Annotated in this window: 21 protein-coding genes and 1 other RNA gene; 11 read left to right on the top strand and 11 right to left on the bottom strand. The window is 67.6% G+C overall.

What is annotated here, in order from left to right; genetic code table 11:
• Positions 1-495: 495 nt before the first annotated feature.
• Both rtcR and rnpB read left to right on the top strand, forming a co-directional pair.
• Positions 496-2,127, top strand: a complete 1,632-nt coding sequence (gene rtcR / locus AC07PA_RS07050; RefSeq protein ID WP_494608600.1) for an RNA repair transcriptional activator RtcR — start codon at positions 496-498, stop codon at positions 2,125-2,127.
• Positions 2,128-2,137: 10 nt separating this feature from the next.
• Positions 2,138-2,574, top strand: an RNA gene (gene rnpB, locus AC07PA_RS07045) — RNase P RNA component class A.
• A gap of 42 nt (positions 2,575-2,616) precedes the next feature.
• Here rnpB and AC07PA_RS07040 read toward each other — a convergent pair.
• From AC07PA_RS07040 to AC07PA_RS07015, 6 genes are all read right to left on the bottom strand, one after another.
• Complete coding sequence (locus tag AC07PA_RS07040) at positions 2,617-3,840, bottom strand: M48 family metallopeptidase (protein WP_494608601.1); 1,224 nt, start codon at positions 3,838-3,840, stop codon at positions 2,617-2,619.
• Positions 3,840-5,111 (bottom strand): YjgN family protein, encoded by a 1,272-nt coding sequence (locus tag AC07PA_RS07035; protein WP_007857353.1) that lies wholly within the window; start codon positions 5,109-5,111, stop codon positions 3,840-3,842. Before AC07PA_RS07035 ends, AC07PA_RS07040 begins: the two co-directional genes overlap by 1 nt.
• Positions 5,112-5,213: 102 nt before the next feature.
• Complete coding sequence (locus AC07PA_RS07030) at positions 5,214-6,002, bottom strand: rRNA pseudouridine synthase (RefSeq protein ID WP_007857355.1); 789 nt, start codon at positions 6,000-6,002, stop codon at positions 5,214-5,216.
• Positions 5,995-7,662 carry an MBL fold metallo-hydrolase gene (locus AC07PA_RS07025; RefSeq protein WP_494608602.1) on the bottom strand — a complete coding sequence of 556 codons (1,668 nt, stop codon included), beginning with the start codon at positions 7,660-7,662 and terminating at the stop codon, positions 5,995-5,997. The genes AC07PA_RS07030 and AC07PA_RS07025 overlap by 8 nt, the downstream gene beginning before the upstream one ends.
• A 75-nt stretch (positions 7,663-7,737) precedes the next feature.
• Positions 7,738-8,490: a maleate cis-trans isomerase family protein gene (locus AC07PA_RS07020; protein WP_007857357.1), complete on the bottom strand. Its 753-nt coding sequence runs from the start codon at positions 8,488-8,490 to the stop codon at positions 7,738-7,740.
• Between the two features lie 89 nt (positions 8,491-8,579).
• A complete protein-coding gene (locus tag AC07PA_RS07015) occupies positions 8,580-9,542 on the bottom strand; it encodes a Bug family tripartite tricarboxylate transporter substrate binding protein (RefSeq protein ID WP_494608603.1) in 963 nt (320 codons plus the stop codon).
• A gap of 100 nt (positions 9,543-9,642) precedes the next feature.
• Here AC07PA_RS07015 and AC07PA_RS07010 point away from each other — a divergent pair, with 100 nt between their 5' ends.
• Positions 9,643-10,515: a LysR substrate-binding domain-containing protein gene (locus tag AC07PA_RS07010; protein WP_494608604.1), complete on the top strand. Its 873-nt coding sequence runs from the start codon at positions 9,643-9,645 to the stop codon at positions 10,513-10,515.
• Positions 10,516-10,704: 189 nt separating this feature from the next.
• Here the strand turns inward: AC07PA_RS07010 and dkgB are convergent, their stop codons facing one another.
• Together dkgB and AC07PA_RS07000 are read right to left on the bottom strand one after the other, a co-directional pair.
• The gene (dkgB, locus tag AC07PA_RS07005; RefSeq protein WP_007857361.1) at positions 10,705-11,517 is read right to left on the bottom strand and encodes a 2,5-didehydrogluconate reductase DkgB; all 813 of its coding nucleotides are present in this window, start codon (positions 11,515-11,517) and stop codon (positions 10,705-10,707) included.
• A 38-nt stretch (positions 11,518-11,555) separates the two neighbouring features.
• Positions 11,556-12,758, bottom strand: coding sequence for an MFS transporter (locus AC07PA_RS07000; RefSeq protein WP_494608605.1), 1,203 nt, complete (start codon positions 12,756-12,758; stop codon positions 11,556-11,558).
• A gap of 114 nt (positions 12,759-12,872) precedes the next feature.
• Between AC07PA_RS07000 and AC07PA_RS06995 the strand changes: the two genes are divergently transcribed.
• On the top strand, positions 12,873-13,757 hold the full coding sequence (locus tag AC07PA_RS06995) for a LysR substrate-binding domain-containing protein (protein ID WP_494608606.1): 885 nt from the start codon (positions 12,873-12,875) through the stop codon (positions 13,755-13,757).
• A 10-nt stretch (positions 13,758-13,767) separates the two neighbouring features.
• Here AC07PA_RS06995 and AC07PA_RS06990 read toward each other — a convergent pair whose 3' ends face one another.
• Complete coding sequence (locus tag AC07PA_RS06990) at positions 13,768-14,472, bottom strand: glutathione S-transferase N-terminal domain-containing protein (RefSeq protein ID WP_007857364.1); 705 nt, start codon at positions 14,470-14,472, stop codon at positions 13,768-13,770.
• A 134-nt stretch (positions 14,473-14,606) separates the two neighbouring features.
• Between AC07PA_RS06990 and dapF the strand changes: the two genes are divergently transcribed.
• Genes dapF through AC07PA_RS06975 form a run of 3 tightly spaced genes read left to right on the top strand, consistent with a single transcriptional unit; the run spans position 14,607 to position 17,207 of the window.
• Positions 14,607-15,485 carry a diaminopimelate epimerase gene (gene dapF / locus AC07PA_RS06985; protein WP_494608607.1) on the top strand — a complete coding sequence of 293 codons (879 nt, stop codon included), beginning with the start codon at positions 14,607-14,609 and terminating at the stop codon, positions 15,483-15,485.
• Complete coding sequence (locus AC07PA_RS06980; RefSeq protein ID WP_494608608.1) at positions 15,482-16,180, top strand: DUF484 family protein; 699 nt, start codon at positions 15,482-15,484, stop codon at positions 16,178-16,180. The genes dapF and AC07PA_RS06980 overlap by 4 nt, the downstream gene beginning before the upstream one ends.
• A 28-nt stretch (positions 16,181-16,208) precedes the next feature.
• Positions 16,209-17,207, top strand: a complete 999-nt coding sequence (locus AC07PA_RS06975; protein WP_494608609.1) for a tyrosine recombinase XerC — start codon at positions 16,209-16,211, stop codon at positions 17,205-17,207.
• 7 nt (positions 17,208-17,214) lie between these two features.
• On the opposite strand, the gene AC07PA_RS06970 is transcribed toward AC07PA_RS06975, so the two are convergent.
• Positions 17,215-19,572 (bottom strand): putative bifunctional diguanylate cyclase/phosphodiesterase, encoded by a 2,358-nt coding sequence (locus AC07PA_RS06970; protein ID WP_494608610.1) that lies wholly within the window; start codon positions 19,570-19,572, stop codon positions 17,215-17,217.
• Positions 19,573-19,822: 250 nt separating this feature from the next.
• On the opposite strand from AC07PA_RS06970, the gene lepB reads away from it, so the two are divergent.
• Positions 19,823-20,488 carry a signal peptidase I gene (gene lepB / locus AC07PA_RS06965; protein WP_007857369.1) on the top strand — a complete coding sequence of 222 codons (666 nt, stop codon included), beginning with the start codon at positions 19,823-19,825 and terminating at the stop codon, positions 20,486-20,488.
• 33 nt (positions 20,489-20,521) lie between these two features.
• Here lepB and AC07PA_RS06960 read toward each other — a convergent pair whose 3' ends face one another.
• The gene (locus tag AC07PA_RS06960; RefSeq protein ID WP_494608611.1) at positions 20,522-22,138 is read right to left on the bottom strand and encodes a methyl-accepting chemotaxis protein; all 1,617 of its coding nucleotides are present in this window, start codon (positions 22,136-22,138) and stop codon (positions 20,522-20,524) included.
• A 290-nt stretch (positions 22,139-22,428) separates the two neighbouring features.
• Between AC07PA_RS06960 and AC07PA_RS06955 the strand changes: the two genes are divergently transcribed.
• The 3 genes from AC07PA_RS06955 to dksA all read left to right on the top strand — a co-directional run bounded on the left by AC07PA_RS06955 (position 22,429) and on the right by dksA (position 25,980).
• On the top strand, positions 22,429-23,664 hold the full coding sequence (locus tag AC07PA_RS06955) for a class I SAM-dependent rRNA methyltransferase (RefSeq protein WP_494608612.1): 1,236 nt from the start codon (positions 22,429-22,431) through the stop codon (positions 23,662-23,664).
• A 219-nt stretch (positions 23,665-23,883) separates the two neighbouring features.
• A complete protein-coding gene (locus AC07PA_RS06950; protein WP_494608613.1) occupies positions 23,884-24,960 on the top strand; it encodes a CobW family GTP-binding protein in 1,077 nt (358 codons plus the stop codon).
• Positions 24,961-25,194: 234 nt separating this feature from the next.
• Complete coding sequence (dksA, locus tag AC07PA_RS06945) at positions 25,195-25,980, top strand: RNA polymerase-binding protein DksA (protein WP_081497363.1); 786 nt, start codon at positions 25,195-25,197, stop codon at positions 25,978-25,980.
• Positions 25,981-25,996: the final 16 nt, after the last annotated feature.

The following is a 25,996-nucleotide window of genomic DNA, read 5'->3' as shown; positions in this document are numbered from 1 at the left end:
TGCGGCGCAACCCTTGGTCCTTCACCCCGCGTCCGGCGGGTGGTCTTTCGACCGTCTTCGATAGCCGGCCCGAAGGCCGGAAGAATGGGCAGGAGTCGAACCTGCGACAGTCCCTTTTCAGGGGTGCTCTACCAGACTGAGCTACCAGTGGTGCAGGCCGGGAGTCGAACCCGACAGCCCCTTTCGGGGCTGGCTTCCACAGCCCTGCCGTCACCCGGCGCTCGCAGCGTGCGGCATGCGGGGAATCCAAAAAGCCTGAAGCTTCGGACTCCCGGCACCGGCAGGGCGGGCCTGTGCCCCAACCCTGGCCTGTGAGCGTTCACTGTTTGCGCCGAGTGCTTTTCTATTTGCGAATTGCGTGCCAGGCAGCTGTCGATGCGCAAAATTTTCTGCAAGCTGTTGATTGGAAATGGATTTTTCGTTTTCAAGAAGATCTGGTTTTGCACCAGGATCTTGATTAACTAGAATGGGGGATAGCTTTATAGAAATTTAGAGATGCGCAAGAATAGGGTGGTCGTCGGTTTCATCGGTACCCAGCTCGACTCCGGCAAGGGCGCAGGCCGGTGGGAAAAATGGCGGCCCACCGTCTCGCTGGTGCAGCACGAGGACATGGTGGTGCACCGCATGGAGCTGCTGTACACGCCGGCCCACCACGAGCTGGCGCACCAGGTGCGCAACGACATCGCCATCGCTTCGCCCGAAACGACGGTGCGGCTGGTCCCCATGGAGATCGCCGACCCCTGGGATTTCGGCGAGGTCTACGCCAAGCTTTTCGACTGGACCCAGGCCTACCGCTTCGACACCGAGCGCGAGGAGTACTGGACCCACATCACCACCGGCACGCACGTGGCGCAGATCTGCCTGTTCCTGCTGGTGGAGTCGCGGCGCATCCCGGGCGTGCTGGCGCAGACCTCGCCGCCGCGGCGCCAGCAGATGGGCGACCCGGGCAGCTATGCGCTGATCGACCTGGACCTGTCGCGCTACGACGTGATCGCCCAGCGCTTCGGTGCCGAGCAGCGCGATGCGGTCGACTTCCTCAAGAGCGGTATCGCCACGCGCAATGCGCGCTTCAACGCGCTGATCGACGAGGTGGAACGTGTGGCGGTGCGCTCGCGCGCACCCATCCTGTTCACAGGGCCCACGGGGGCGGGCAAGTCGCACCTGGCGCGGCGCATGTACGAGCTCAAGAAGGCCCGCCACCAGGTGGAGGGCGAATTCGTCGAAGTGAACTGCGCCACCCTGCATGGCGACGGGGCGGCGTCCACGCTGTTCGGGCACAAGAAGGGCGCCTTCACGGGCGCCGCGGCCGACCGCGCGGGCCTGCTGCGCACGGCGCACAAGGGTGTGCTGTTCCTTGACGAGATCGGCGAGTTGGGCCTGGACGAGCAGGCCATGCTGCTCAAGGCGGTGGAGGAAAAGCGCTTCTACCCCATGGGCAGCGACCGCGAGGTGGCCAGCGATTTCGAGTTGATCGCCGGCACCAACCGCGACCTGCGCACCGAGGTGGCGGCCGGGCGCTTCCGCGAAGACCTGTATGCGCGCATCAACCTCTGGAGCTACCAGCTGCCCGGCCTGGCCCAGCGCCCCGAGGACATCGAGCCCAACCTGGATCACCTGCTGGCCCGCACCGGCACGGAACTGGGCCGCACGGTGCGCCTCTCGGCCGAGGCGCGCACGGTCTACCTGCGCTATGCCCAGTCGCCCGATGCGCTGTGGAGCGGCAACTTCCGCGACCTATCGGCCAGCGCCACGCGCCTGGCCACCCTGGCCGACAGCGGCCGCATCGGCCTGCCCCTGGTGGAGGCCGAGATCGCGCGCCTGCAGTGGCTGTGGCAGCCGGCCAAGGATGCACGCGATGGCCTTTTGGGTGCCCGGGCTGCCGATGCCATCGATCTGCGCGTCCTGTTGGGCGAAGACGCCTTGGACGCGATGGACCTGTTCGACCAGTTGCAACTGGCCGCCGTGCTGCGCGTGTGCCGCCAGGCTCGCACCCTGTCCGAGGCGGGGCGCCAGCTGTTCCAGGCCTCGCGCGCGCAGCGCGCGGTGGTCAACGATGCCGACCGCCTGCGCAAATACCTGGCGCGCTTTGACCTTACATGGGAACGCGCCAGCTCCGGTGAACGATAATCCACCCTGTGAAGCGCGCCAGACCGCCGCTGGTGCAATCTGGGAAACCAGGCACTGGAGGAACGTCCGGACTGCACAGGACAGCGTAGCAGCTAACGGCTGCCCACCGTGAGGTGAGGATCAGAGCAACAGAGACGAGTTCGGACACGGGACCACCAGGGGTGTTCTGTGGGACGCCAGCGCAAGCTGGCTGCGGATGGCGCAAGCCAGACGGTTCCCGGCGCAAGCCGGGAAATCCCACAGCCACCTCGGGCGCGTTCCGCGCCCGAGGTGAAACGGGCAATCTCTACGCGCAGCAATACCAAGTAGGCCAACGTTGATGTGGTTCCGCAGAGTTGGCGGGTAGGTAGCATCGAGCCGGTGTGGCGACACCCGGCCCAGAGTAATGGCGGTCACGCCGCGGGCAACCGCGGTGCACAGAATCCGGCTTATCGGCGCGCTTCACACTTATCAATTCCATCGCCGGTCTCACCGGCGCATCCCGGCACCTCAGGCAGGCTTGGGGCAGTGCTGCGCGTGCCCTTGCTCCAGCTCCTTGGCGCGCTCCACGGTATCGGGGTGGCTGCTGAGCAGGGACCATACCGTGCCCAGCGCCTCCGAATCCTTCCTGGGTGCCGTTGTTTCGGCCGGGGCGCTGGCACCTTCCTTGGCTGCAGTGGCGGTTTTTTTCTTTTCTGCCTTCTCTTCGTCGTCCTCGTCCTTGGCAATCGCCAGCAGCAGCTTGCCCATGGGGGCCGTGGGCAGTTTGGCGTGGCCCATGAGGGCGATGGCAAAGCAGTCGGCTTCGCGCTCGTGGTTGCGGCTGTAGGCCAGGCCCGTGAGCACCGAGGCACCCGTGGCGACGATGCCCGACACATCGCCCAGCGCCAGGCCCATGCCCATCTGCAGCACGCCCTGCTGCACGATCATGCGCGTGGTGTGGCGCTGCGCCACATGGCCAATCTCGTGGGCCAGTACGCCGATCAGGGCATCGTCATCGAGCCCCTGCTTCTCGGCCGCCTTGGCCAGGCCATCGGTCATCACCACCGTGCCGCCAGGCAGGGCAAAGGCATTGGCCCCCATGCCTGAGCGGAACGACAGGGTGTAGGTCGGCCGATAACCCGGGTAGCGCTGCAGGCCGGTGGGCACCTGCTGCACCAGGGTGTCGAAGCGTGCCTGCAGCTGGGCCTGGCGTTCCTTGGACAGTTTGCTGGGCTTGAGCGTGCCCTTGTCCATCTGCGTGAGCACATTGCTGGCCACGCTGGCTTCCCAGGAGACGGGCACGAAGCGCGTGAGCTCGGTGGCGGCCCAGGGGGTGCCGTAGCGGTAGAACAGGGTCAGGCCGACGATGGCGACTGCGGTCACCCCCAGCAGCACCGGCCAGCGCGTCTGCATGCGCCCCGCCAGGCTGGGGCGTCCACCCGCAGCTGCCAGGGCCGCATGCCACTGGGCCACGGCATCGATTTCCAGGCTGCCATGGTCGCGCAGGTCCACGACCACGCGCTGCTGCGGGCGGCGCTCGCTCCAGGCCTCGGGCCAACCCACCTCGCCCGAGGTGAACACCGTCGGGGTCGCGCCGGGTTGTGACAGCGGGTGCAGGGCCAGCGATGGGCCCTTGGGCGTGGGCTGCAGGCCCACGAGCACCGGCTTGGCCTGGCTGCTCAGGCCGTCGAACCAGCGCCCGGGCACCAGCTTGCCGCCGGGTTCTGCCACAGGGGATGTCGCTGCGGCCATCAGCCGATCAGGTCGAGCCCGGCGGCATCGGCCAGCGCGTCTCCGATGCCCCCCTGCTGCTGCTGGCGCACCATGGCGCCGGTCACCTGGTCCACGCCACCCTTGACGTGCAGCGTGACGGATTCGGCCTTCATGCGGTACTCGCTCACCCGGGCGAACGGACGGTACAGGCCCAGCGTGAGCAGGGTCAGGAACAGGTTCTTGACGCGCAGGAGCACAAAGCTGTGCGTGCGCAAACCGCACTTGAAGCGCGCCACCTGGCTCAGGCCGATGTTGTCCCACATCAGCTGGAACATGCGCGCTTCGCGGTAGGCGCGTGCCGGCGCGGAAGTCAGCAGCAGCATGAAGATACCGCCGAAGATGCCCACGATGATGGCCACCATGATCAAGGCGAACGAGCGGGTTTTGGCATCGTCGATGAACAGGGCCATAGTCCCGCCGGCCAGCACGCCCAGCACCACCACAACACCCAGCACGAACAGCAGGAAAACGGCCACCGTGGCCAGCCAGACCTTGATGAAATCCATGTACACCGGCTTCCAGCGGCCGGCCTCGGCGCCCACCTGGGCGCGCAGCACCAGCAGGCTCTTGTAGTTGTATTCGAGGCGGATAACGCACATGATCGACAGCAGCAGGCCCATGGCCAGCAATCCCCAGATGCCGGCCGTCATGCTGGGCAGGCCGGGATCGCTGCTGTCTTCGGCTGCCAGCTCCTGCAGGGCGTTGGCCGACTCGGGGGCCAGGTACTGGATGCCGAAGAACACGCCGAACCACACCAGGGCAATGGCGAACACGGGCCAACTGGCTTTGTAGACTTCACCCCAGGAGGCCGTGAACTGCAGGCGCAGGCCACGCCAGCGCGTGGAACCCAGGCGAAAGCGCATGGCGCTGCCCCAGATGAAGGGCGAGAGAAGGGCGCCCACCAGCAGGAACACGCCGACCGCCGTGTCCTGCCCGGTGTTGACGGCGATCTGGTAGGCGATGGTGAGCATCACCAGGATGATGAAGCCCTTCACCATGCGGCTTTGCGGGGCCGTGAATTCGAGCGGGCTGCCGGCCACCAGGGTATGGCCATAGAAATACTGCGCAGTACGCCGCCGCGCCCAGGGGGTGTAGATGCCCAGGGTGAGGATGGTCAGCAGCACGTTGACGATCCAGACCCGGAAGTATTCGCCGCCGCTGCCGGTGAATTCGAGCGGATGCGCGTCGATCTCCTGTGCCGCGAAGCCCGAGACGGGCGCCGCTGCGGCCCCTGATTGCTGATGGTCCATGGACTCCCTCCTGTTATGGCGGGCAGTGTATCAGCGGCCTGTGGTGGATCGCCATCCCTCGAAATGGTGATTGCTCACCTTTTGATAGCTGACGAGTGCCGATCAGAATCGCTCCCAGGGCTGCAGGTAGCGCCACTGGCCCTCGGGCACCTTGGCCAGGGGCACGCGGCCGATGCGCAGGCGCTTGATGGCCACCACGCGCAGGCCCACGGCCTCACACATGGCCGGAATCTGCCCCGGGCGGATGCCCTTGAGCGCAAAGCGCAGCCGGGTCTCGTTCTGCCAGCTCACCTTGATGGGCGGCAGCGCGCGGCCGTTGAACGACAGGCCGTGGCACAGCCGCTGCAGCCCGTTGGGCGCGATCTCGCCGGCCACCTCCACGAGGCATTCCTGCTCCAGCGATTCGATGTCCTCGGCCAGCTTGCGTGCAATGCGCTTGTCCTGCGTGTAGACCACGAGGCCGCTGGCCTCGGTGGGCAGAGGGGTGAAGCATTCGAGCTGGCGGAAATGGCGCTGCAGCACGCGGATGCCCGAGGCGTCCTCGGGCAGGTGCGAGGCGAGGGACAGCAGAGTCACTGCGGGCGTCGCGCCCTGGCTGCGGCTCGCGTGGGCGGCGCCAGCCTGGCCCGGGGCACCCAGGCCCGCCTCGAAACCGGCGGGCTTGTGCAGCAGCAGGGTGACGGGGGTGAGCTCCAGCAGGCTCGCGTCCGGGTCCACGGCCACGCTCTGGTGCGGCGCCACGCGCGCGCCGGGCGCCTCGACCACGGCGCCCTCGACGCTCACGAAGCCGCCCTCGATGAATTGTTCGGCCGTGCTGCGCGAGCAGTTGAGCTGCTCGGCCACGCGCTTGGCCAGGCGCACATGGCCGGCTTCAGGATTTTTTTCAGTCATTACCGGGTTCCATGGCGCGGATGCGCTCTACGTGGGCGAGCAGCGAGCGCTGGGCGACGGGCCACATGCGCGGGGGCACATCGTCGTAGGCATGGCGCACCCAGTCGTCCATGCTGCCCTGGGGCAGGGCCTGCATGGCAGCCAGCACCTTGGCCTCGCGTGCCAGGCGGTGGGCCCTCAGGCGGGCGATCGCGCCGCGCGCTTCGCCCAGCACGTAGCCGTGCGCGGGCAGGATGAAGTGCACGCCATGCTGCTCGCAGGCGGCATCCAGCGCGTCCAGCGAATCGAGGTAGTCGGCCATGTTGCCGTCCGGCGGGTCGATCACCGTGGTGCTGCCGTTGAGGATGTGGTCGCCGCTGAACAGCAGGCCGTCTTCCTCGAGCAGCAGGCACAGGTGGTTGGCCGCATGGCCGGGGGTGTGGATCACCAGCAGGGTGTGGTGGGTGGTGGCATCGGCTGCCTCGGTGGACAGCACCAGGCGCTCGCCATGGGCCAGTTCGCGTTCGGGTGTGAAGGTGCTGGCCACGCGGGCCGTGGGGGCCGAGCGCAGGCCCAGGATGGGTGGGGCGCTCTGGCCGGCCCGCGCGCACAGGGCCTGCAGCGGAGCGGCTCCCGGGGAATGGTCGGGATGCGAATGCGTGCACACGATGGCGCGGATATCGCCACCGGCGGCGCGCCAGAGTTTTTCCAGGTGTTCCAGGTCGGCCGGGCCCGGGTCGATGGCGATGAAGCCCGTGGTCGGATCGCCCACCAGGTAGCTGTTGGTGCCTGGGCCGGTCATCACCCCCGAGTTGGGCGCCGTGAGGCGCTGCACATTCTTGAGCAAGGGCACGGGGTGGTCGGTCTGCCAGTCCAGCGGGTGCAATATCTGCCCGTCGGGGCAGACCAGCGCCAGCTCGCCGAATGGCATCTCGTCTTCCATGTAGCGCGACTCCTTGCCGGCCAGCAGGCCGGCGCGCGGGCAGCTCACCCACAGGGGCTGTTCGCCCGCGAGGGCGTCCAGCACGGCCTGGGTGTTCTTGAACTTGGCCAGCCGCTGCAGCGTGCGGATGGTCGGGAAGATCATGAAGAACTGGCCCGCCTCGTGCCGCGCCAGCGCATCGGCGGGGCGCACCCACACCGGCTCGAACTGCTCGGCCTCGTCGGCCACCGGGGTCTGGCCTTCGGGCATGCGCGCCGCCAAGAAGGGCACCTCGAAGCGGCGCGGCAGGTCGCGGTCGGCCGTCCAGTAGGCCAGCAGGTACACGCTGTCGGCCGCCAGGCGCAGGCCACGGGCCTCGCACTGCGCGGCAAACGGCGCGCTGCGGTCCAGCGCGGCAATGTCGGCGGCATCGGCCATGCGGCCGTCGGGGTGGCGCGCGAGCAGCACGCCCAGTTCCTCGAAGCTCTCGCGGATGGCGGCGATGGCCTGGGTCAGGTGCAGGTCGGTCTGGGCCGGGCGGCGGTCCGCCACCGGGTGCGACTGGGCGTCGAGCGCATCGATACCGCCGCCCGGGAAGACGTAGGCGCCCGGGGCAAAGCTCGCGTTGGGCGAGCGCCGCGTCATCAGCACCTCCAGCGTCCCGTCGCCCTCGGCATCGCGCAGCAGCAGCACGGTGGCGGCCAGGCGGGTGGGTACGGGTTCGCGGTGGGGGTGGAGTTGCTGGCTGAGGCGGGGCATGGGGCCATTATCGGGTGTTGCCCGGCCACCTGCCGGCCGCCCGCTGCTGGAACATGCGGGGCTTTGCCCTGGGGATCAATACCTGCCGGAGAGCAGGGCGCCTGCGTTGGGCACCCGGGTTTCGAGGCCCAGGCGCTTGAGCATGGCCCAGGTGGTGCACGCGGCAGCGGACACCACGGGGATGCCCAGCCGGTCCTGCGCTACCTGCACCGAGGCCAGCGAGGGCATCTGCACGCAAGCGGAGATCACCACCACGTCCACGCCGCGGGTGTCCAGGCGCTGCACGATCTGCGCCGGGGCGGCGGGGTCCTGTGCGCCCACCTCCAGGTTGTCCGCGATCTCCAGCGACAGGCTGTCGTGCACGGCAATACCCTCGTGCTCGATGTAGTCCACCACCAGCTGGGTGAGCGGCTTCATGTAGGGGGTGAGCACCGAGACCCTCTTGGCACCCATGGCCTTCAGGCCCTCGACCAGCGCGCCCGCGCTCGATACCACGGGCGCGGGCTTGCCGTTGGCCACGGTGATCTCGTGCAGCCGCTTTTCGGACGTGCGGTGGTAGCCCAGGCCCATGCTCATGATGGCCACCAGGCAGGCATAGCCCATCACGTCCATCTTCCCATCGGACAGTTCCAGCGCGCAGCGGTCGGAGTCGCGGTCCATGGCGGCCAGCTCTTCCTTGGTGACCTTCTGCATGCGCATGCGACTGGCATGGAAGCTGAAGCGCTCGGGCAGGATCTGCTCCCGGGCGCGCAGCATGGCGGGGATCTCGGTCTCCATGGTGGTGTTGGAGCTGGGCACGATCTGCCCGATGCGGTAGGTGCGTTGCATGGTGGTCTTTCAGGAAAAATGGCAAAGCGCTGCCTGCCCGGCGCTGGAGGCGCCGGGGACGGGATCACGCAGGGAGAAACCTTGGCGGGTCAGTCGGCCTTGATGCCCGCGCCCTTGATGGTCTTGGCCCAGTAGGCGGTTTCAGTTTTCACGAGATCGCCCAGCGCCTCGGGCGGCAGGTAGCGCAGCTCGATGCCGGCGGCGTCGGCGCGCTGGCGCGTCTCGGGCATCTCCAGCGCCTTCTTCACGTCGGCCGTGAGCTTGGTGACCACGGCGGGCGGCGTGGCCGCCGGGGCGAACAGGCCCACCCAGGCTTCGAGCTTGAAGTCGGGCATGCCGGACTCGGCCACCGTGGGCACGTTGGGCAAGCCGGGGTGGCGCTTGGTACCGGTCACGGCAAAGGCCTTGAGCTTGCCGCTGACCACATGCTGCATCACGGAGGGCGGGGTGGTGATGAAAACCTGCACCTGGCCGGCCAGCACGTCGGCCACGGCCGGGCCCGAACCGCGGTAGGGGATGTGGGTCATGAAGGTGCCGCTCTGCTGCTTGAAGATCTCGGTGCCGATGTGCGAGAGCGAGCCATTGCCCTGCGATGCGTAGTTCACCTTGCCCGGGTTGGCCTTGAGGTAGGCGATGAATTCCTTGAGGGTGTTGGCCGGCACCGAAGGGTGGGCCGCAATCACATTGGTGGCCACGGTGAGCAGGGCCACCGGGGTGAAGTCCTTGGCCTCCCAGGGCAGGTTCGGGGTGAGCGTCGGGTTGCCCACGTGGTAGGCCGAGTACGAGATCAGCAGGTTGTAGCCGTCGGCCTTGGCGCGGGCCACGGCGCCGTAGGCCACGTTGCCGCTGCCGCCGGCCTTGTTGTCGATCACCACGGGCTGGCCCAGCACGCGCGCCAGCGGCTCGTTGAGCAGCCGGGCCGAGGTGTCCACCACCCCGCCGGGCGGGTTGGGCACGGTGAGCGTGATGGCTTTGCTGGGGTAGTTGTCCTGCGCCGAGGCCAGGCCCGAAAGGGCCAGCGTGGCAGCCAGCAGGCTGTGCTTGATCGTCATGTTTGTCTCCACCTGGTGTTGTTGTCAGGGGGTATTGTGGAAACAAGCGAACCCGCAGTCCAATATATTGTTGGTCTTGATCAAGACTTTTGGGGTATCAATGGAACTGCGGCACCTGCGCTACTTCATCGCCCTGGCAGAAGAGCTGAGCTTCACGCACGCCGCGCAGCGCCTGCATGTCTCGCAGCCGCCGCTGAGCCTGCAGATCGCCCAGCTGGAGACCGAACTGGGCGCCCAGCTGTTCGTGCGCACCAGCCGGCGCGTGGAGCTGACGCTGGCCGGACAGGCCTACCTGGTCGATGCACGCGCCGTGCTGGAGCGGCTGGACACGGCGCGCCAGCGGGTGGCGGCCATCGGCCAGGGGCAGGCCGGGCGCATCGAGGTGGGGCTCTCGGGCTCGCACTTTCTGGGGCCGTTTCCTGCGGCGTTGGCGCGCTACCGGCAAAGCCACCCCGGCGTGGACGTGGTGCTGCACGAGATGCAGCCCTCGCTGCAGCAGGCGGCCCTGCGCGACAAGCGCATCGACGTGGGCATCTCGCGCACGGCGGTCAACGACGACCAGCTCGCCAGCACCCTGCTGTGGCCCGACCCCGTGGTCGCGGCCCTGCCGCCCGGCCACCCGCTGGCGGCCCGCAAGGCGCTGGCCTTAAGGGACCTGCGCAGCGAAGCCTTCGTGATGCTGCGCCGCGACTCGTCGGCCCATGCCGAGCACATGGTGCAGTGCTGCGTGCAGGCCGGCTTTGCGCCCCGGGTGGCGCAGACCACGGTGGAGCTGGCGGCCCTGCTGAGCCTGGTGGCTGCAGGGTTGGGCGTGGCCCTGGTGCCATCGTCGCTTGGCAACTTGTTCGGCGCCCGCGTGGTGCTCAAAACTCTAGGGGCCAAGGCGCCGCGTGCCGACGTGCATGCGCTGCAGCGGCGCGACGACCATCTGGGCGTGGTGCCGGCCTTCGTGCGCGTGGTGGCAGGCGTCTGAGGCAAGCTTTCCTTGCAGCGTCACGACGTCATGTGTCGCTTGCTCACAGGCCGAGAAAATTGGCGCTGCCCATGCCGGGACTGCCGCGCAAGGGCCGCCCCGCCGCGCTGGCAGTGTCCCCCTTCCCGAATTGCGCAGCAATTCGAGAGAAGGGGGAAGGCGCGAAGCGACTCAGGGGGATGTACCGAATCAATCCCAGGCGGGAGCCAGGCCGTCAGGATTCACGAGGCGGCCGCCGCGGTCCAGCGCGGCGATTTGCGCCATCTCGGCATCGGCGAGGCGCAACTGCTGTGCCAGGAGATTGCTGGCCAGGTTCTCGCGCCGGGTGGACGAGGGGATCACCGCGTAGCCCTGTTGCAGCGCCCAGGCCAGCGCCACCTGGGCCGTGGTGGAGCCGTGCGCGCGGGCAATGGCTTCGATCACCGGGTCGTTCAGCACCTTGCCGTAGGCCAGCGTCATGTACGAGGTGACGTGGATGCCCTGGCTGCGGGCGAAGTCGACCACGGCGCGGTTCTGCAGGTAGGGGTGCAGCTCGACCTGGTTGGTGGCGATGGCGCCTGCGCCCACGGCGGCAATGGCCTGCTGCAGCAGCGCCACGGTGAAGTTGGAGACGCCGATCTGCGCGGCCAGGCCCTGGGCCCTGGCTTCGGCCAGGGCGCCCATGAACTCGGTCACGGGGACGGCACCGCCGGGCGAGGGCCAGTGGATCAGCGCCAAGTCCACCTGCTCGGTGCGCAGCTTGGCGAGGCTGTCCTTGAGGCTGGGGATGAGCTTGTCCGCGGCCAGGTTCTCGGTCCAGACCTTGGTGGTGATGAACAGTTCGCCGCGCGGCACGCCGCTTTCGGCGATGGCCTGGCCGACGGCCGCCTCGTTGCCATAGATCTGGGCCGTGTCGACCAGGCGGTAGCCCAGGTCGAGAGCGTTGCGCACCGAGTCGATGGCGACCTGGTCCTGCAGGCGGAAGGTGCCCAGGCCGAATGCGGGAATGGAAGAAGAATGCATGGGAAAGCTCCGTGTCAAAGGGATTGGGAAAAAAAGGTTCAATGGCCCACGGGCACCGGTCCGCTGGCGCGCACCGGGATGCCGGCACGGCGGTCCAGTACGCCGCTGTAGTGCGCCAGGGCCAGGGAGCCCAGCACCACCACGGCGCCGATCCAGGGCGTGTGCATGAGGCCCAGGTGCGTCACGATCAGGCCACCGGCCCAGGCGGCGCCGGCAATGCCCAGGTTGAAGGCGGCGATGTTCAGGCCCGAGGCCACGTCCACCGCCTGGGGCGTGAAGCGCTCGGCCTGCTTGACCACGTAGACCTGCAGCCCGGGCACATTGCCGAAGGCCACGGCGCCCCAGAGCAGCACGGTCACCAGCGCCAGCCAGGGGTGCGGCGCGGTGAATTGCAACAGCAGCAGCACGGCGGCCAGCAGCGCGAACACGATGCGCAGCGCAGGGATCGGGCCCAGCCGGTCGGCCAGCCGGCCGCCCCAGATGTTGCCCACCGCGACCGACACGCCATACACCAGCATCACCCAGCCGACCGCGCCGGCGCTGAAGCCCGAGATGTCGGTGAGGATGGGCGCGAGGAAGGTGAAGGGGATGAAGCTGCCGCCGTAGCCGATGGCCGTCTTGGCATACACCAGCAGCAGGCGTGGCTCGGCCAGCACCCGGGCCTGCTGCAGCAGCGAGGCCGGAGGGGTGTGGGCGATGTTGCGTGGCACGAAGAGCGCGCTGCCGGTGAAGGCGACCACACCCAGCGCCGAGACGGCCAGGAAAGTCTCGCGCCAGCCGAAGTGCTGGCCGATGAAGGTGCCCAGCGGCACGCCGGTGACCAGGGCCACGGTGAGGCCGGTGAACATGGTGGCAATGGCGCTGGCGGCCTTCTCGCGCGGCACCAGCCCGGTGGCGATGGTCGAGCCGATCGAGAAGAAAACTCCGTGCGCCAGGCCGGTGAGGATGCGCGCGGCCACCAGCGATTCGTAGCTCGGTGCCTGCCAGGCGAGCAGGTTGCCGGCAGTGAACAGGGCCATCAGCGACAGCAGCAGCGCCTTGCGCGGCAGCTTGCCGGTGAGTGCGGTGAGCACCGGGGCGCCCACGGCGACCCCCAGCGCATACAGGCTCACCAGCAGGCCCGCCGAGGGGATGCTGATGGCCAGATCGACCGCCACGGTGGGCAGCAGGCCGACGATCACGAACTCGGTCGTGCCGATGGCAAAAGCGCTGAGCGTCAGCGCGAGCAAGGCAATGGGCATGGAAACACTCCTGTGGGAATGGACAGGAGTGTGGGTTTTTCAGTCGTGCAGAAAAAGACGGTTACGCTCGATAGATACTTGACTGTGAATCAACAATCGAGGCTGGAGAAATCCATGAAAACCACCCTGGAAGAGCTGCAGGCCTTTGTCGCCGTGGTCGATGGCGGGTCGATCACCGCTGCCGCCGACCAGCTGGGGCAGACGGTCTCGGGCATCAGCCGGGCCCTGGCGCGGCTGGAAAAGAAGCTCGAGACCACGCTGCTGCGCCGCACCACGCGGCGCATCGAGCTGACCGAGGAGGGGCAGGGCTTTTTGCAGCGCACGCGCGCCATCCTGGCGTCCATCGACGATGCCGAGGAGCACATGGCGGCGCGGCGTCAGCAGCCCGCTGGACGGCTGCGCGTGAATGCGGCCACGCCCTTCATGCTGCACGCCGTGGTGCCGCTGGTACCGGCGTTCCGCGCGGCCTACCCGCAGATCACGCTGGAGCTCAATACGGATGAGATGAACATCGACCTGCTGGAGCAGCGCACGGACGTGGCCATCCGCATCGGCCGGCTGCAGGACTCGACGCTGCATGCGCGGCCGCTGTGCACCAGCCGCCTGCGCGTGCTGGCCAGTCCCGGCTACCTGGCGCGCATGGGCAAGCCCAAGGGCGTCGCCGACCTGGCCGGCCACACGCTGCTGGGCTTCAACCAGCCCGAGTCACTCAACCGCTGGCCGCTGCGCGGCGTGCACGGGGATGAATGGCCCATCGTGCCCAGCCTCACCGCGTCGAGCGGCGAAACCCTGCGCCAGCTGGCGCTGCAGGACGTGGGGCTGGTGTGCCTGTCGGATTTCATGAGCGCGGGCGACCGCGAGGCCGGCCGCCTGGTGCAGGTGCTGGCGCGCGACACGGTGGACGTGCGCCAGCCCATCAACGCGGTCTACTACCGCAACACGCAGCTGGCCGTGCGCATTGCGTGCTTCCTGGATTTTCTCCAGGAAAGAATGGGCTGAGATCGACCGCTCAGCCGCGTGCGGGAATGTTCAGCCCTTTGGCCACGGCCGGGCGCGCCACGAAGGCGTCCAGCACGCGTTTGATTTCCTTGAACTGGTCGAACTCCACCAGTTCGCCCGCGCCATAGAAGCCCACCAGGTTGCGCACCCAGGGCAGGATGGCGATGTCGGCAATGGTGTAGGTGTCGCCCATCACCCACTGGCGGCCGGCCAGGCGCTGGTCCAGCACGCCCAGCAGGCGCTTGGACTCGGCCACGTAGCGGTCGCGCGGGCGCTTGTCCTCGAAGTCCTTGCCGGCGAACTTGTGGAAGAAGCCGAGCTGCCCGAACATCGGGCCCACGCCGCCCATCTGCCACATCACCCACTGCAGGGTTTCATAGCGGGCCGCTGCGTCCTGGGGCACCAGCCGGCCGGTCTTGTCGGCCAGGTAGACCAGGATGGCGCCGGACTCGAACAGCGCCAGCGGCTTGCCGCCCGGGCCATCGGGGTCGAGGATGGCGGGGATCTTGTTGTTGGGGTTGAGCGACAGGAACTCGGGCGAGGTCTGGTCGTTGGTCTCGAAACTCACCAGGTGCGGCTCGTAGGGCAGGCCCAGCTCTTCGAGCGCGATCGAGGCCTTCACGCCATTGGGCGTGGGCAGCGAGTACAGCTGGATGCGGTCCGGGTGCTGGGCGGGCCACTTGCGGGTGATGGGGAAAGCGGAAATGTCTGCCATGGGCTCCTCGTTCGTTGTGTCGCAAGAGAATGAAGCCGCTAGCCTAAACGCCTTGGCCGATCCGTGCCCGATGGGGGTATTGCCATTGCCACGGTCTCTGGCAGGGCCGGCCTTGCACCGACGATAATCCGGGCATGAAGATCCACTTCACCAAAATGCAGGGCGCGGGCAACGACTTCGTCGTGCTCGACGAGACCCGCGCGCGCCTGAATCTCACGGCCGGCCAGTACCGCTACCTGGCAGACCGCCATTTCGGCGTGGGCGCCGACCAGATCCTCACCGTGCGGCCCTCGCCCGCCGAGGGCATCGACTTCGAATATGTGATCCACAACGCCGATGGCGGCGAGGTGGGCCAGTGCGGCAACGGCTCGCGCTGCTTTGCACGCTACGTGCGCGACAAGGGCCTGACGGACAAGGACACGATCCGCGTGCAGACGCTCAGCGGCGTGCTCTCGCCCCAACTCAATGCCGACGGCCGGGTCACGGTGGACATGGGCGTGCCGGTGCTCGACGAGCCCCGCGTGCCCTTCGATGCCGCAGCCCTCACCCCCACGGTGCAGGGCAGGGGTCGTACCTGGCCACTGGCGTTCGACGTGCAGGGTGCGCCTGTCACCGTGCCGGTGGCCGTGGTCTCCATGGGCAACCCGCATGCCGTGCAGCTGGTGGACAACGTGGACACCGCGCCGGTGCTGTCGTGGGGCCCGTTGATCGAGAGCCACGCGCGCTTTCCGGAGCGCGTGAATGCCGGCTTCATGCAGATCGTGGACCGGGGCCATGTGCGCCTGCGCGTGTTCGAGCGCGGCACGGGCGAGACCCTGGCCTGTGGCTCGGGCGCCTGTGCGGCCGTGGCCGCCGGCATCCGCCTCGGGCTGCTCGACCAGGAGGTGCATGTGGACATGCACGGCGGGCGCCTGACCATCGCCTGGAGCGGGCAGGATTCCGACTCCCTTTTCATGACCGGCCCGGCCACCACCGTATTCGAAGGCCAGATCGACATTCCGGACGCAGCATGACCAACCCCAGCACCCACATCCCGCCCATCACCGAAGACGATATCGCCCGCTTCCTGGAGAACACGCCCGGCTTCTTCGAGCGCCACGCCGAAGTGCTGGCCAGCGTGCAGATCACCAGCCCCCATGGGACCCGCGCCGTGAGCCTGCAGGAGCGCCAGGCCGAGATGCTGCGCGAGAAGATCAAGGGCCTGGAGCACCGCGTGATGGACATGGTGCGCAACAGCGGCGAGAACACCGCCATTGCGGCCAAGGTGCACCAGTGGACCAGCGCGCTGCTGCAGGTCAAAGAGCCCTTTGACCTGCCCGAGGCGGTGGTGGAGGGTATCCGCACCCTGTTCGACGTGCCCCAGGCCACCGTGCGCGTCTGGGACGTGGCCGGCCCCTACGTGGACGCCGACTTCGCCCAGGGAGCGAGCGAGGACGCGCGGGCGTTTGCCTCGTCGCTGACCATGCCCTTCTGCGGCCCGAACCTGGGCTTCGAGCCTGCCGGCTGGCTCGAAACGTCCGACGGCGTGCAGGCCCAGTCCCTGGCCCTGCTGCCGCTGCGCCAGGGCGCGATCGACAGCGCCACCCCGGCCTTCGGCCTGCTGGTGCTGGGCTCGCACGACCCCCAGCGCTTCGATGCCACCATGGGCACGGACTTCCTCTCGCGCATTGCCGAGCTGGCCAGCTCGGCGCTGGTGCGCCTGCGCTGAGCTGTCAGGCGGACGGACGGCTGTGCACGTGACCTCCGCCGCATCCGCCACCCCTGGCGCCGGCACCCCGGCGACAGACCCGCAGGTGCTGCGCTACCTGGAGCACGTGCGCGTGGAAAAGCGCCTGGCCGCACGCACGCTTACGCTCTACACGCTGGACCTGGAAAAGCTGGCGCAGTTTGCGGCCGGCGTGGGCCTGCCCCTGCTGCAGCTGCAGACGGCGCACATCCGCCGCTTCGTCGCGCAGATGCACAGCGGCGGGCGCAGCGGGCGCGGCATTGCGCTCATCCTCTCGGGCTGGCGCGGCTTTTTCGTCTGGGCCGGGCGCCAGGGCCTGGTGCCGCACAACCCGGTGCAGGACGTGCGCGCGCCCAAGGCGCCCAAGCCCCTGCCCAAGGCCCTGGGTGTGGACGACGCCGTACGCCTGGCCGAATTCGACAACACCGGGGCCGACCCCTGGCTGGAGGCGCGCGACGCGGCCATGGTGGAGCTGCTCTACGGCTGCGGCCTGCGCGTGGGCGAACTCGCGGGGCTCGATGCCGTGGCCAGCGCCGACACCGAGCGCCAGGGCCGCGGCTGGATCGACCTGCAGGCCGGTGAGGCCCATGTCTTTGGCAAGGGCAGCAAGCGGCGCAGCGTGCCCGTCGGCAAGTCTGCCATCGAGGCGCTCCAGGCCTGGCTGGCGCTGCGCGCCGGGCCGTTCGGCGGCGAGGGCGCGGCGCGCCTGGATGCCGCGCTGTTCCTGGGCCAGCGCGGCGCGCGGCTCACGGCGCAGTCCATCTGGCTGCGGCTGCGCCAGCGCAGCCAGCAGGCGGGGCTGACCACGCCGGTGCACCCGCACATGCTGCGCCATTCGTTCGCCAGCCACCTGCTGCAGTCCAGCGGCGACCTGCGTGCCGTGCAGGAGCTGCTCGGCCACGCCAACATCACCACCACCCAGGTCTATACGCGCCTGGATTTCCAGCACCTGGCCAAGGTGTACGACGCGGCGCATCCGAGGGCGCGGCGCAAGCCTGGCTCCGAATAGTCCGAGGTCAGTTCGCTGTCACCGGCTGCGCGGCGATGAAGGCCGTCACTGCCGCCAGGTCCAGCGGCCGGGCAAAGTAGAAGCCCTGGCCCGTCACACAGCCCAGGCCCTGCAGCAGGTGGGCCTGCTCGGCGGTTTCGATGCCCTCGGCCGTGGTCTCCATGTGCAGCGCCTGCGCCAGTTCGATCACCGAATGCACGATGGCCTCCGACTCGGGGCTGCCCTCGATGGGGGCGATGAAGGAGCGGTCGATCTTGAGCCGATCGAACGGAAAGCTGCGCAGGTAGGCCAGCGAGGAGTAGCCTGTGCCGAAGTCGTCCAGCGCAATGCGCATGCCCGCGTGGCGCAGCCGGTGCAGCGTGGTCATCACGTCGTCCGTGTCCTGCAGGAAGACCGACTCCGTGATCTCCAGCTCCAGCCGCCCCGGCGGCAGGCCGCTGCGCTCCACCACGGCAAGTATCTTGTCGGCCAACAAGGCATCGTCGAACTGGCATACCGACAGGTTGACCGACATCACCAGGTCCCCCGGCAACTGGCGCGCGGCCTGGCAGGCGCGCTCGAGCACCCACAGGCCGATGTCGCGGATCAGGCCCGCTTCCTCGGCCACGGGGATGAACTCCACGGGCGACACGCTGCCAAAGCGAGCGCTGTTCCAGCGCAGCAGGGCCTCCAGTCCCGCGATGCGGCCCGAGGCCAGGTGCCATTGCGGCTGGAAGGCCAGGTGCAGCTCGCCCTGGGCCAATGCAGTGCGCAGGCCGTCCTCCAGGGCAATGCGCCGGTGGGCACGCTGGTCCATCTCGATGGAAAAGAACTGCACCTGCCCACGCCCGCGCTGCTTGGCCTCGTACAGCGCCAGGTCGGCATGGTGCAGCAGGGCGTCCACGTGGTTGCCGTCGTGCGGCAGGAAGGCGATGCCGATGCTCAGGTGCGGCGTGACGGCCAGACCCGAGAGGTCGCAGGGCTGCTCGATGGCGCGCACCAGGCGGTCGCAGAACACCTGCACCTCGGCGCGCGTGCTGGCGCCGTCCAGCAGGATGGCGAACTCGTCGCCGCCCAGGCGGGCCACCAGGTCGCGGCTGCGCACCTGCTGCGCCATGCGCTGCGCCACGGTCTTGAGCAGCAGGTCGCCGTTGCCGTGGCCGTAGGCGTCGTTGACCCGCTTGAAGTTGTCCATGTCCAGGCACAGCAGGGCTGCAGCACCAGCCCCTGCGCTGTCCAGCGCGCAATGCTGCTGCAGGCGGTGCTGGAAGTGGCGCCGGTTGGCCAGCCCGGTCAGCACGTCGAAATGCGCCAGGCGGTGCATCTCGTCCTCGGCATGCTTCTTGTGGGTGATGTCCACGCCCACGCCACGCCAGTCCTGCAGCGTCTGGTCCAGCCGCCAGATGGGCTTGGCCGTGAGCGCCCACCAGCGCAACTGGCCGCCGATCACCAGCGGAACCAGCAGATCGCGGAACGGCTGCGGTCCCTGCAGTGCGGCCTGCAATGCCTGCAGGTGGTTGCTTGGGTCCACGCCATGGCTTGCGCCCTGGTGGGTGCGGGCGATCAGCTCCACCAGGCCCAGGTCGGGATCGTCCTGGCGGCTGTAGCGCAGGGCCTGGTCCAGGCGGTTGGAGGAATGGCGCAGCGTGCCTTCGCTGGACACCTCCCAGAGGAAGTCGCTGGTGTTTTCCTCGAAATCGCGCAGCAGCAGGCCCACGATCTGCTGCTGGTGGGCGGCATCGGCCTCGGCCGCCAGGCGCGAGCCATAGGACCGCGCCATCACGCGCACCGAGGCGATCACCACCAGGCCATAGGTTACCAGCAGCACCAGCAGGGTCACCGTGCCCGGCTGGTCCATCGCCCTGAGCAGGCCCACGGCCGAACCGCCCGCGAGCAGCAGCACATAGCTCAGGGCGGCCTCGGGCACCGTCACCAGCGCGAAGCCGCCAGCGCAGATCATTCCGCAGCTGATTGCCAGGATCATCATCTGGTCCGGCGCCGGGGACGTGGCGAAGAGCGCCGCCGGTATGGCGCCCCACAGCAGCCCCAGCACGCCGGCGTGCTGGGCGGCGCGCCGGATGGCCTTGCGGGAGGCCAGCAGGCGCGGTGGGCGCTGGCGTGCGCGTTGCCAGGCGAGCAGCCCCTGCGCCGCCACGAACAGCAGGGCCAGCATCCAGGCCCAGAGCCAGGACGGCACCGTCGCCAGGCGCCAGGCAATGAAACACCCATTGAAGACGTTGACAGCCATGGCCAGCGGGGTCAGGCGCAGCATGGCCTGCAGTTGCTGGGCGCGAAAGCTCGCGGCCAGCGGTTCATCCGCCTCGTAAGGGGCCAGCCATTGCTGCACGCGCGCGGGCAGCAGCGATAGGGCGTGGGGTTCTGCCATGCAAGCGGGTTGGTTGGGGGCAGCGGCCGCCGGCACCGGGGGCTCGGCGGGCTGCGTCATCACACATCCAAGGGGTTGGCGGAACACACTTTCTTGCCAGGTCCATTGTGCACCGGTCCGGCAGGGCGTGCGCACGGGTAACACCTGAGGGCATGCCGCAAGGGAACCTTCGGCGCCGCCCGGGCTCCGATGGTTGCGGCAGCGCCATCGCGCTGGCGCGACCCAAGAACCACTGGAGAGGAGCAGAGCGATGGGACGCTGGATCAAGGCCAACAAGGGATTTCTCGTGCTGCTGATGTGCTTCGGCCTGTTCCGCACGGCGGTGGCGGACTGGAACCCCATTCCCTCGGGCTCCATGCGGCCCAACCTGGTCGAAGGCGATGTGGTGTTCGTCAACCGCCTGGCCTACAACGTGAAGATTCCGCTGACCGACGTGGTGCTGGCCCCGATGGGCGAGCCCAGGCGCGGCGACGTAGTGACCTTCTCGTCGCCGCTGGACGGCACGCGCCTCATCAAGCGCCTGGTGGCGGTGCCCGGCGATACGGTGGAGATGCGCGACGAAGTGCTCATCATCAACGGCGAAGCCGCCCACTACGACGCACCGCAGGCGTTGCAGGAGGCCGTCGGCCTGGGTCGCACCGTCGATGCCACGCGCATGACGGAGCAGGTGCAGGGCCACGAGCGCCGTGTGCAGTGGCTGCATGGCGTGACGGCGCGCAGCAGCTTCGCTCCGGTGACGGTTCCCGTGGGCGAATACCTGGTGCTGGGCGACAACCGGGACAACAGCGCCGATTCGCGCTACATCGGCCTGGTGCCGCGCCACCTGCTGATCGGCCGGGCGCTGGGCGTGCTGGTGTCGGCCGATACCGAGCGCTACTTTCTGCCGCGCTTCGAGCGCTTCGGCAAGGCGCTTTGACCCGCCACCGGATTGGAGGCCGCGGTCTGCGTTTCAGCCGCCGGCCAGGAGGGCGGGGTGGGCCTTGCGTCCTGGCAAGGCCAAAGCCGGGTAGTGCCTTCCTGGCAGCTTGAAGGCCGCCACTGTCTCCACCAGCCCATGGGCCTGGTGGCTCAAGCCGGCTGCGGCCGCGGCCATCTCTTCGACCAAGGCAGCGTTCTGTTGTGTACCCTGGTCCATCTGCGTCACGGCCTCGTTGATCTGGTCCACCCCTGTGCTTTGCTCGCTGCTGGCCGCATTGATTTCTCCCATGATCTGGGTCACCTGCCGGATGGAGTCGACCACCTGGTGCATCGTCTGGCCTGCACGGTCGACCAGTGCCGTTCCCGCTTCGACGCGCTCCACACTGGCGCCGATCAGGGTCCTGATTTCGTGCGCCGCCGCAGCAGCACGGCCCGCAAGGGTGCGCACCTCGGTGGCCACCACGGCAAAGCCCCGACCCTGATCGCCGGCGCGGGCCGCCTCCACCGCCGCGTTGAGTGCCAGGATATTGGTCTGGAAGGCAATCGAGTCAATCACGCCGATGATCTCGGTGATCTGCGCCGAGCTTTCGTGGATGCGCTTCATGGTATCGACCACCTCGGCCACCACGGCGCCCCCCTGCTGTGCCACCGTGGAGGCGCAGAGTGCCAATTCATTGGCCTGGCGGGCGCTGTCGGCGTTCTGGCGCACAGCGGAGTTCAACTGCTCCATGGATGCGGCCGTCTCTTCCAGGGCGCTGGCCTGTTCTTCCGTGCGCAGGGAAAGCTCGGTGTTGCCCTGGGCTATCTGCCCTGCGGCACTGGCAACGCTCTCAGAGCTTTGGTGTACCAGGGCGATCATGGTCACCAGGCTGTCCTGCATGCGTTTGAGCTGGGCCATCAGGCTGGTGGTGTCTCCCGTCTTGAGTGCGATGGACACCGTGAGGTCGCCGTGCGCCACTCTGTGCGCCAGATGGGCGGCGGTGCTCGGCTCGGCACCCAGCTGGTGGATGATGCTGCGTGTCACCACCGACCCGAACACCAGCGTAAAGGCCAGGCCCACGGCAAGCGCACTGGCGACAAAAAGCAGCGTCTCGCGGTAGGAGTCCACGGCGCGGTCGTATTCGGCGCGCGCGGTATCGAGTTGCACCTGCACCAGGCCTCCCAGCACATCCTGCAGCGGGTCCAGTGCGGGGTACATGTCCTTGGCGGCAAATGTGGTGAGGGCCGCCATGTCATTGCGCTGGAGATGGGTTTCCAGGGCTGCGACGGCAGCATCGGCACCCGGCTGCAGCTGTTGAAACTGTCCGACCAGGCGCGTTTCCTCGGGCACGAGGCTGGTTGCAAGGTAGGCGCCCCATTGGTCGCGGATGTCCTTTTTGGCCTTGCCGATGAAGTCGAGTCCCTGTCGGGCCGTCAGTGCCCCGTCACGCACCTTGTGTGCCGTATCCACGATGTTGACCGCGTAGGCGTCTGACACGATCTTGATCTGCTGGAGTGGAACCACGCGATCCTGGTAGACCGTGTTGAGGCCCGCATTGGATCGCTGCATTCCCATCAAGCCTGCAGCGCCGATCACCACGGTCAGCGCGCACAGCACCAAGAGCAGCAGTGACAGGCGGGTGGAAACTTTCAGCTGGTTGAAGTGCATGGCATCAGCTCGCTTGTTTGGAGTTCGTGGGTCTGCCCGGCGCATGCGGCACGAAAACGGATGTCGCGATGGCGCTGGCCGCCAGAAAATCCGATGGAAACGGCGGGGTTTTGTATCACTTAAATCCAGCCATGGCGAAATGAATTTGACACACTGGCCGGGCGGGGGCGCCTGTGGCCGCAGGGCTGCTTCCAGCGGCGGGTCGGGCTGCGCAGGAGGGAGCCGCCTCGTTCTCTGAAAGAATCGCCGGGCAACGCAAACCGCAGCGCCCAGCCGGCACAATCGAGGGCATGAAAACCCTTCGCCTTCGCCCTGGCAAGGAGCGCTCGCTCCTGCGCCGCCACCCCTGGATCTTCGAGTCGGCCATCGCCAAGGGCGGTGGCGACAGCGGCGAGACGGTGCGCGTCGAGTCGCACGAAGGCCAGTTCCTGGCCTGGGCCGCATTCAGCCCCAGTTCGCGCATCCGCGCACGGGTGTGGAGCTTCGACGAGGCGCAGCGCATCGACGAACCCTTCTTCATCGCCGCCTGCGCGCGCGCCATCATCGCCCGCGCCCGGTTCGACGTGCAAAGCGATGGCATCCGCCTGGTGCACGGCGAGTCCGACGGTCTGCCGGGCCTGATCGTGGACCGCTACGGCGACACCCTGGTGGCACAGTTCACCAGTGCCGGCACCGAGCGCTGGAAGAATGTGCTGGCCGACGCCCTGCTGCGCGAGACCGGCCTTGCCCGGCTGTACGAGCGCTCCGATGCGAGCGTGCGCGCCCTGGAGGGCCTGGAGCCCGCCACCGGCTGGCTGCGTGGCGGCCCGGTGGCCGGCGCAGAGGCGCCGCCCGTGGAGCTGACCATCCACGAACACCAGTGGCGGCTCACGCTCAACATTGCCGAAGGCCACAAGACCGGCTTCTACCTGGACCAGCGCGACAGCCGCAAGCGCTTTGCCGAATATGCGCGCCGCCTGGGCTTCCAGCATGTGCTCAACTGCTTTTGCTACACCGGCGGCTTCAGCGTCGCGGCGCTGGCCGGCATGCGTGCGGCCGAGGCGGCCGGCGGCCCGGGGGGCGGGCAGGTGACCTCGATCGATTCCTCGGGCCCGGCGCTGGAGCGGGCACGGGCCCACGTGGTGCTCAATGGCTTCGACGTGAACCGGGCGAGTTTTCTCGATGCGGACGTGAACGCCTCGCTGCGCCAGTTCCTCAAGGAGGGCCAGCGCTTCGACGCCATCGTCCTCGATCCGCCCAAGTTCGCGCCCACCGCAGCGCATGCCGAGCGCGCCGCGCGCGCCTACAAGGACATCAACCGCCTGGCGCTGCAGCTGCTCACGCCGGGCGGCGTGCTGTTCACCTTCTCCTGCTCGGGGGGCATCAGCGCCGACCTGTTCCACAAGATCGTGGCCTCGGCCGGGGCCGATGCCGGGGTGGACGGCTACATCGTCGAGCGCCTGGCGGGGGCTCCCGACCATCCGATGACGCTGGAGTTTCCCGAGGGCGAGTACCTCAAAGGGCTGGTGGTGATGCGCAAATCCTGACGCTCTGGGCCCCTGTGTTCGGGTGTTAACGCAACTTCCTTACATCAAGGGATGCGTTTTTGCTCCTGTATCCATAGCTGAAAAGTTATGACTGGTATTTGGTAAGGCGAAAAAAGTAGGTGCACTCAGCGGAGTGGGTTTCCGGTGTGGTCTTGATTTCGTGGCTAAACTTCCACAACTTGTCCCCCTGGCATCCGCATCCTTTTCTAGGCTTTTTCCATGTCCCTCATTCCTGCCACCATCCTCACCGGCTTCCTGGGCTCGGGCAAGACCACCTTGCTCAAGCGCCTGCTCAGCGAAGCCCACGGCCAGAAGATCGCCGTGATCGAAAACGAGTTCGGCGAAGAGAACATCGACAACGACATCCTGGTGACCGAGTCCAAGGAGCAGATCGTGCAGATGAGCAACGGCTGCATCTGCTGCACCATCCGCGAAGACCTGCGAGAGACGCTGCAGCTCCTGGCTGCCAAGAAGCGCAAGGGCCTGCTCGATTTTGACCGCATCGTGATCGAGACCACCGGCCTGGCCGACCCCGGCCCCGTGGCGCAGACCTTCTTCATGGACGAGGAGATCGCCGAAACCTACCTCATCGACTCCATCGTCACCCTGGTGGATGCCAAGCACGCGCCCCAGCAGCTCAACGACCGCCAGGAGGCGCGCCGCCAGGTGGGCTTTGCCGACCAGATCTTCCTGTCCAAGACCGACCTGGTGAGTGCCGAAGAGACCGATGCCCTGATCCACCGCTTGAAGCACATGAACCCGCGGGCGCCGATCAAGGCTGTGCACTTCGGTGAAGTGCCGCTCAAAGAGGTGCTGGACCTGCGCGGCTTCAACCTCAACGCCAAGCTCGACATCGACCCCGACTTCCTCAAGGAAGAGGGCGCCCACGACCACGATCACCACGACCATGGCCATGACCACCATGACCATGAACACGGCGAGCACTGCGACCACCCCTCCCACCAGCATGGCGGCCATGGCCACCACCATCACCACGATGACGACGTCAAGAGCTTTGTCTTTCGCTCGACGCGTCCGTTCGATCCGGCCAAGCTCGAGGACTTCCTGGGCGCCATCGTCAATATCTACGGCCCGCGCATGCTGCGCTACAAGGGCGTGCTGTACATGAAGGGTACCGAGCGCAAGGTGATCTTCCAGGGCGTGCACCAGCTCATGGGCAGCGACCTGGGGCCACAGTGGGCCGAAGGCGAGGAACGGCTGAGCAAGATGGTCTTCATCGGCATCGACCTGCCCAAGGACATCCTCCTGCAAGGGCTGGAACAGAGCCTGGCCTGACCGGCCGGAGTGGTGGGTGCGGGATTGTCAAAGACTGTCCCGGACCGCCGATTCCCCCGGATTGCCCTGTGGATGGGGTGATATGGGTGGCAAGATGTGTCGTATCTGCAACGTTTTCGTTTGCGTCAGCCCAGGTCGATACAATCGCGCCCCGGTAAAACCCCGGAAGGCTTGCCATCCACCCTTGGCTGCCAGCGCAGCCTGGGTCCGCCCGTACTGCGAGGAGACCAGGAAGTGAAAGCCGAAACCAGCAAATCCAAGGCAGCTGCGAAAGCAGCTCCGAACGCGGGTAAAAGCACTGCCGTACCAGTGGCAGCCAAAGCTGCTGCAAAGGCCTCTGCCAAGACTGCTCCCAAGGTGGTAGCCGCCCCGGCTCCTGTCGCCCCCGCCCCCGCCCCGCAGGCGGGATCCCATGTACCCGTGCGCACGACCCGGCCTTCTTCCCGATTGGCCCAATTGACCGTACCATCCATGGCACAGGCAACGGCTTCCACCGCTGCCAAAGCCAGCTACCAACAGACCATGCCCACGACCGCGCAAGTGCATCCCACTTTCACTGCTGCCAAAAAAGACCCCAAGCTGGCCAACAACTGGAAAGCCAAGACGGCCCAGGAGCTGACCGACGCGGAGGTCCTGGCCATGCCTGACAGCGAATACATGAACGACAAGCAGATGGCGTTCTTTCGCCTGAAGCTGGTCCAGCTCAAGCAGGACATCCACAACAGTGCCGGTGAAACCACCGAGCACCTGCGTGAAGACACCGTGGTGGTGCCGGACCCTGCCGACCGCGCCACCATCGAGGAAGAGCACGCCCTGGAGCTGCGCACGCGTGATCGCGAGCGCAAGTTGCTCAAGAAGATCGAGCAGTCCATCGCCCGCATCGACGCAGGCGACTATGGTTATTGCGACGAGACCGGCGAGCCCATCGGCGTCGGCCGCCTGATCGCCCGTCCCACGGCCACGCTGTCGCTCGAAGCACAGCAGCGCCGCGAACTCAAGCAGAAGATGTTTGGTGACTGAAGTCTGCCCGGCCTGA

The organism is Acidovorax sp. GW821-FHT09B03 (assembly GCF_059418305.1).
Note: the sequence above shows the minus strand (reverse complement) of the source record. Positions and strands in the feature narration are given on the sequence as shown.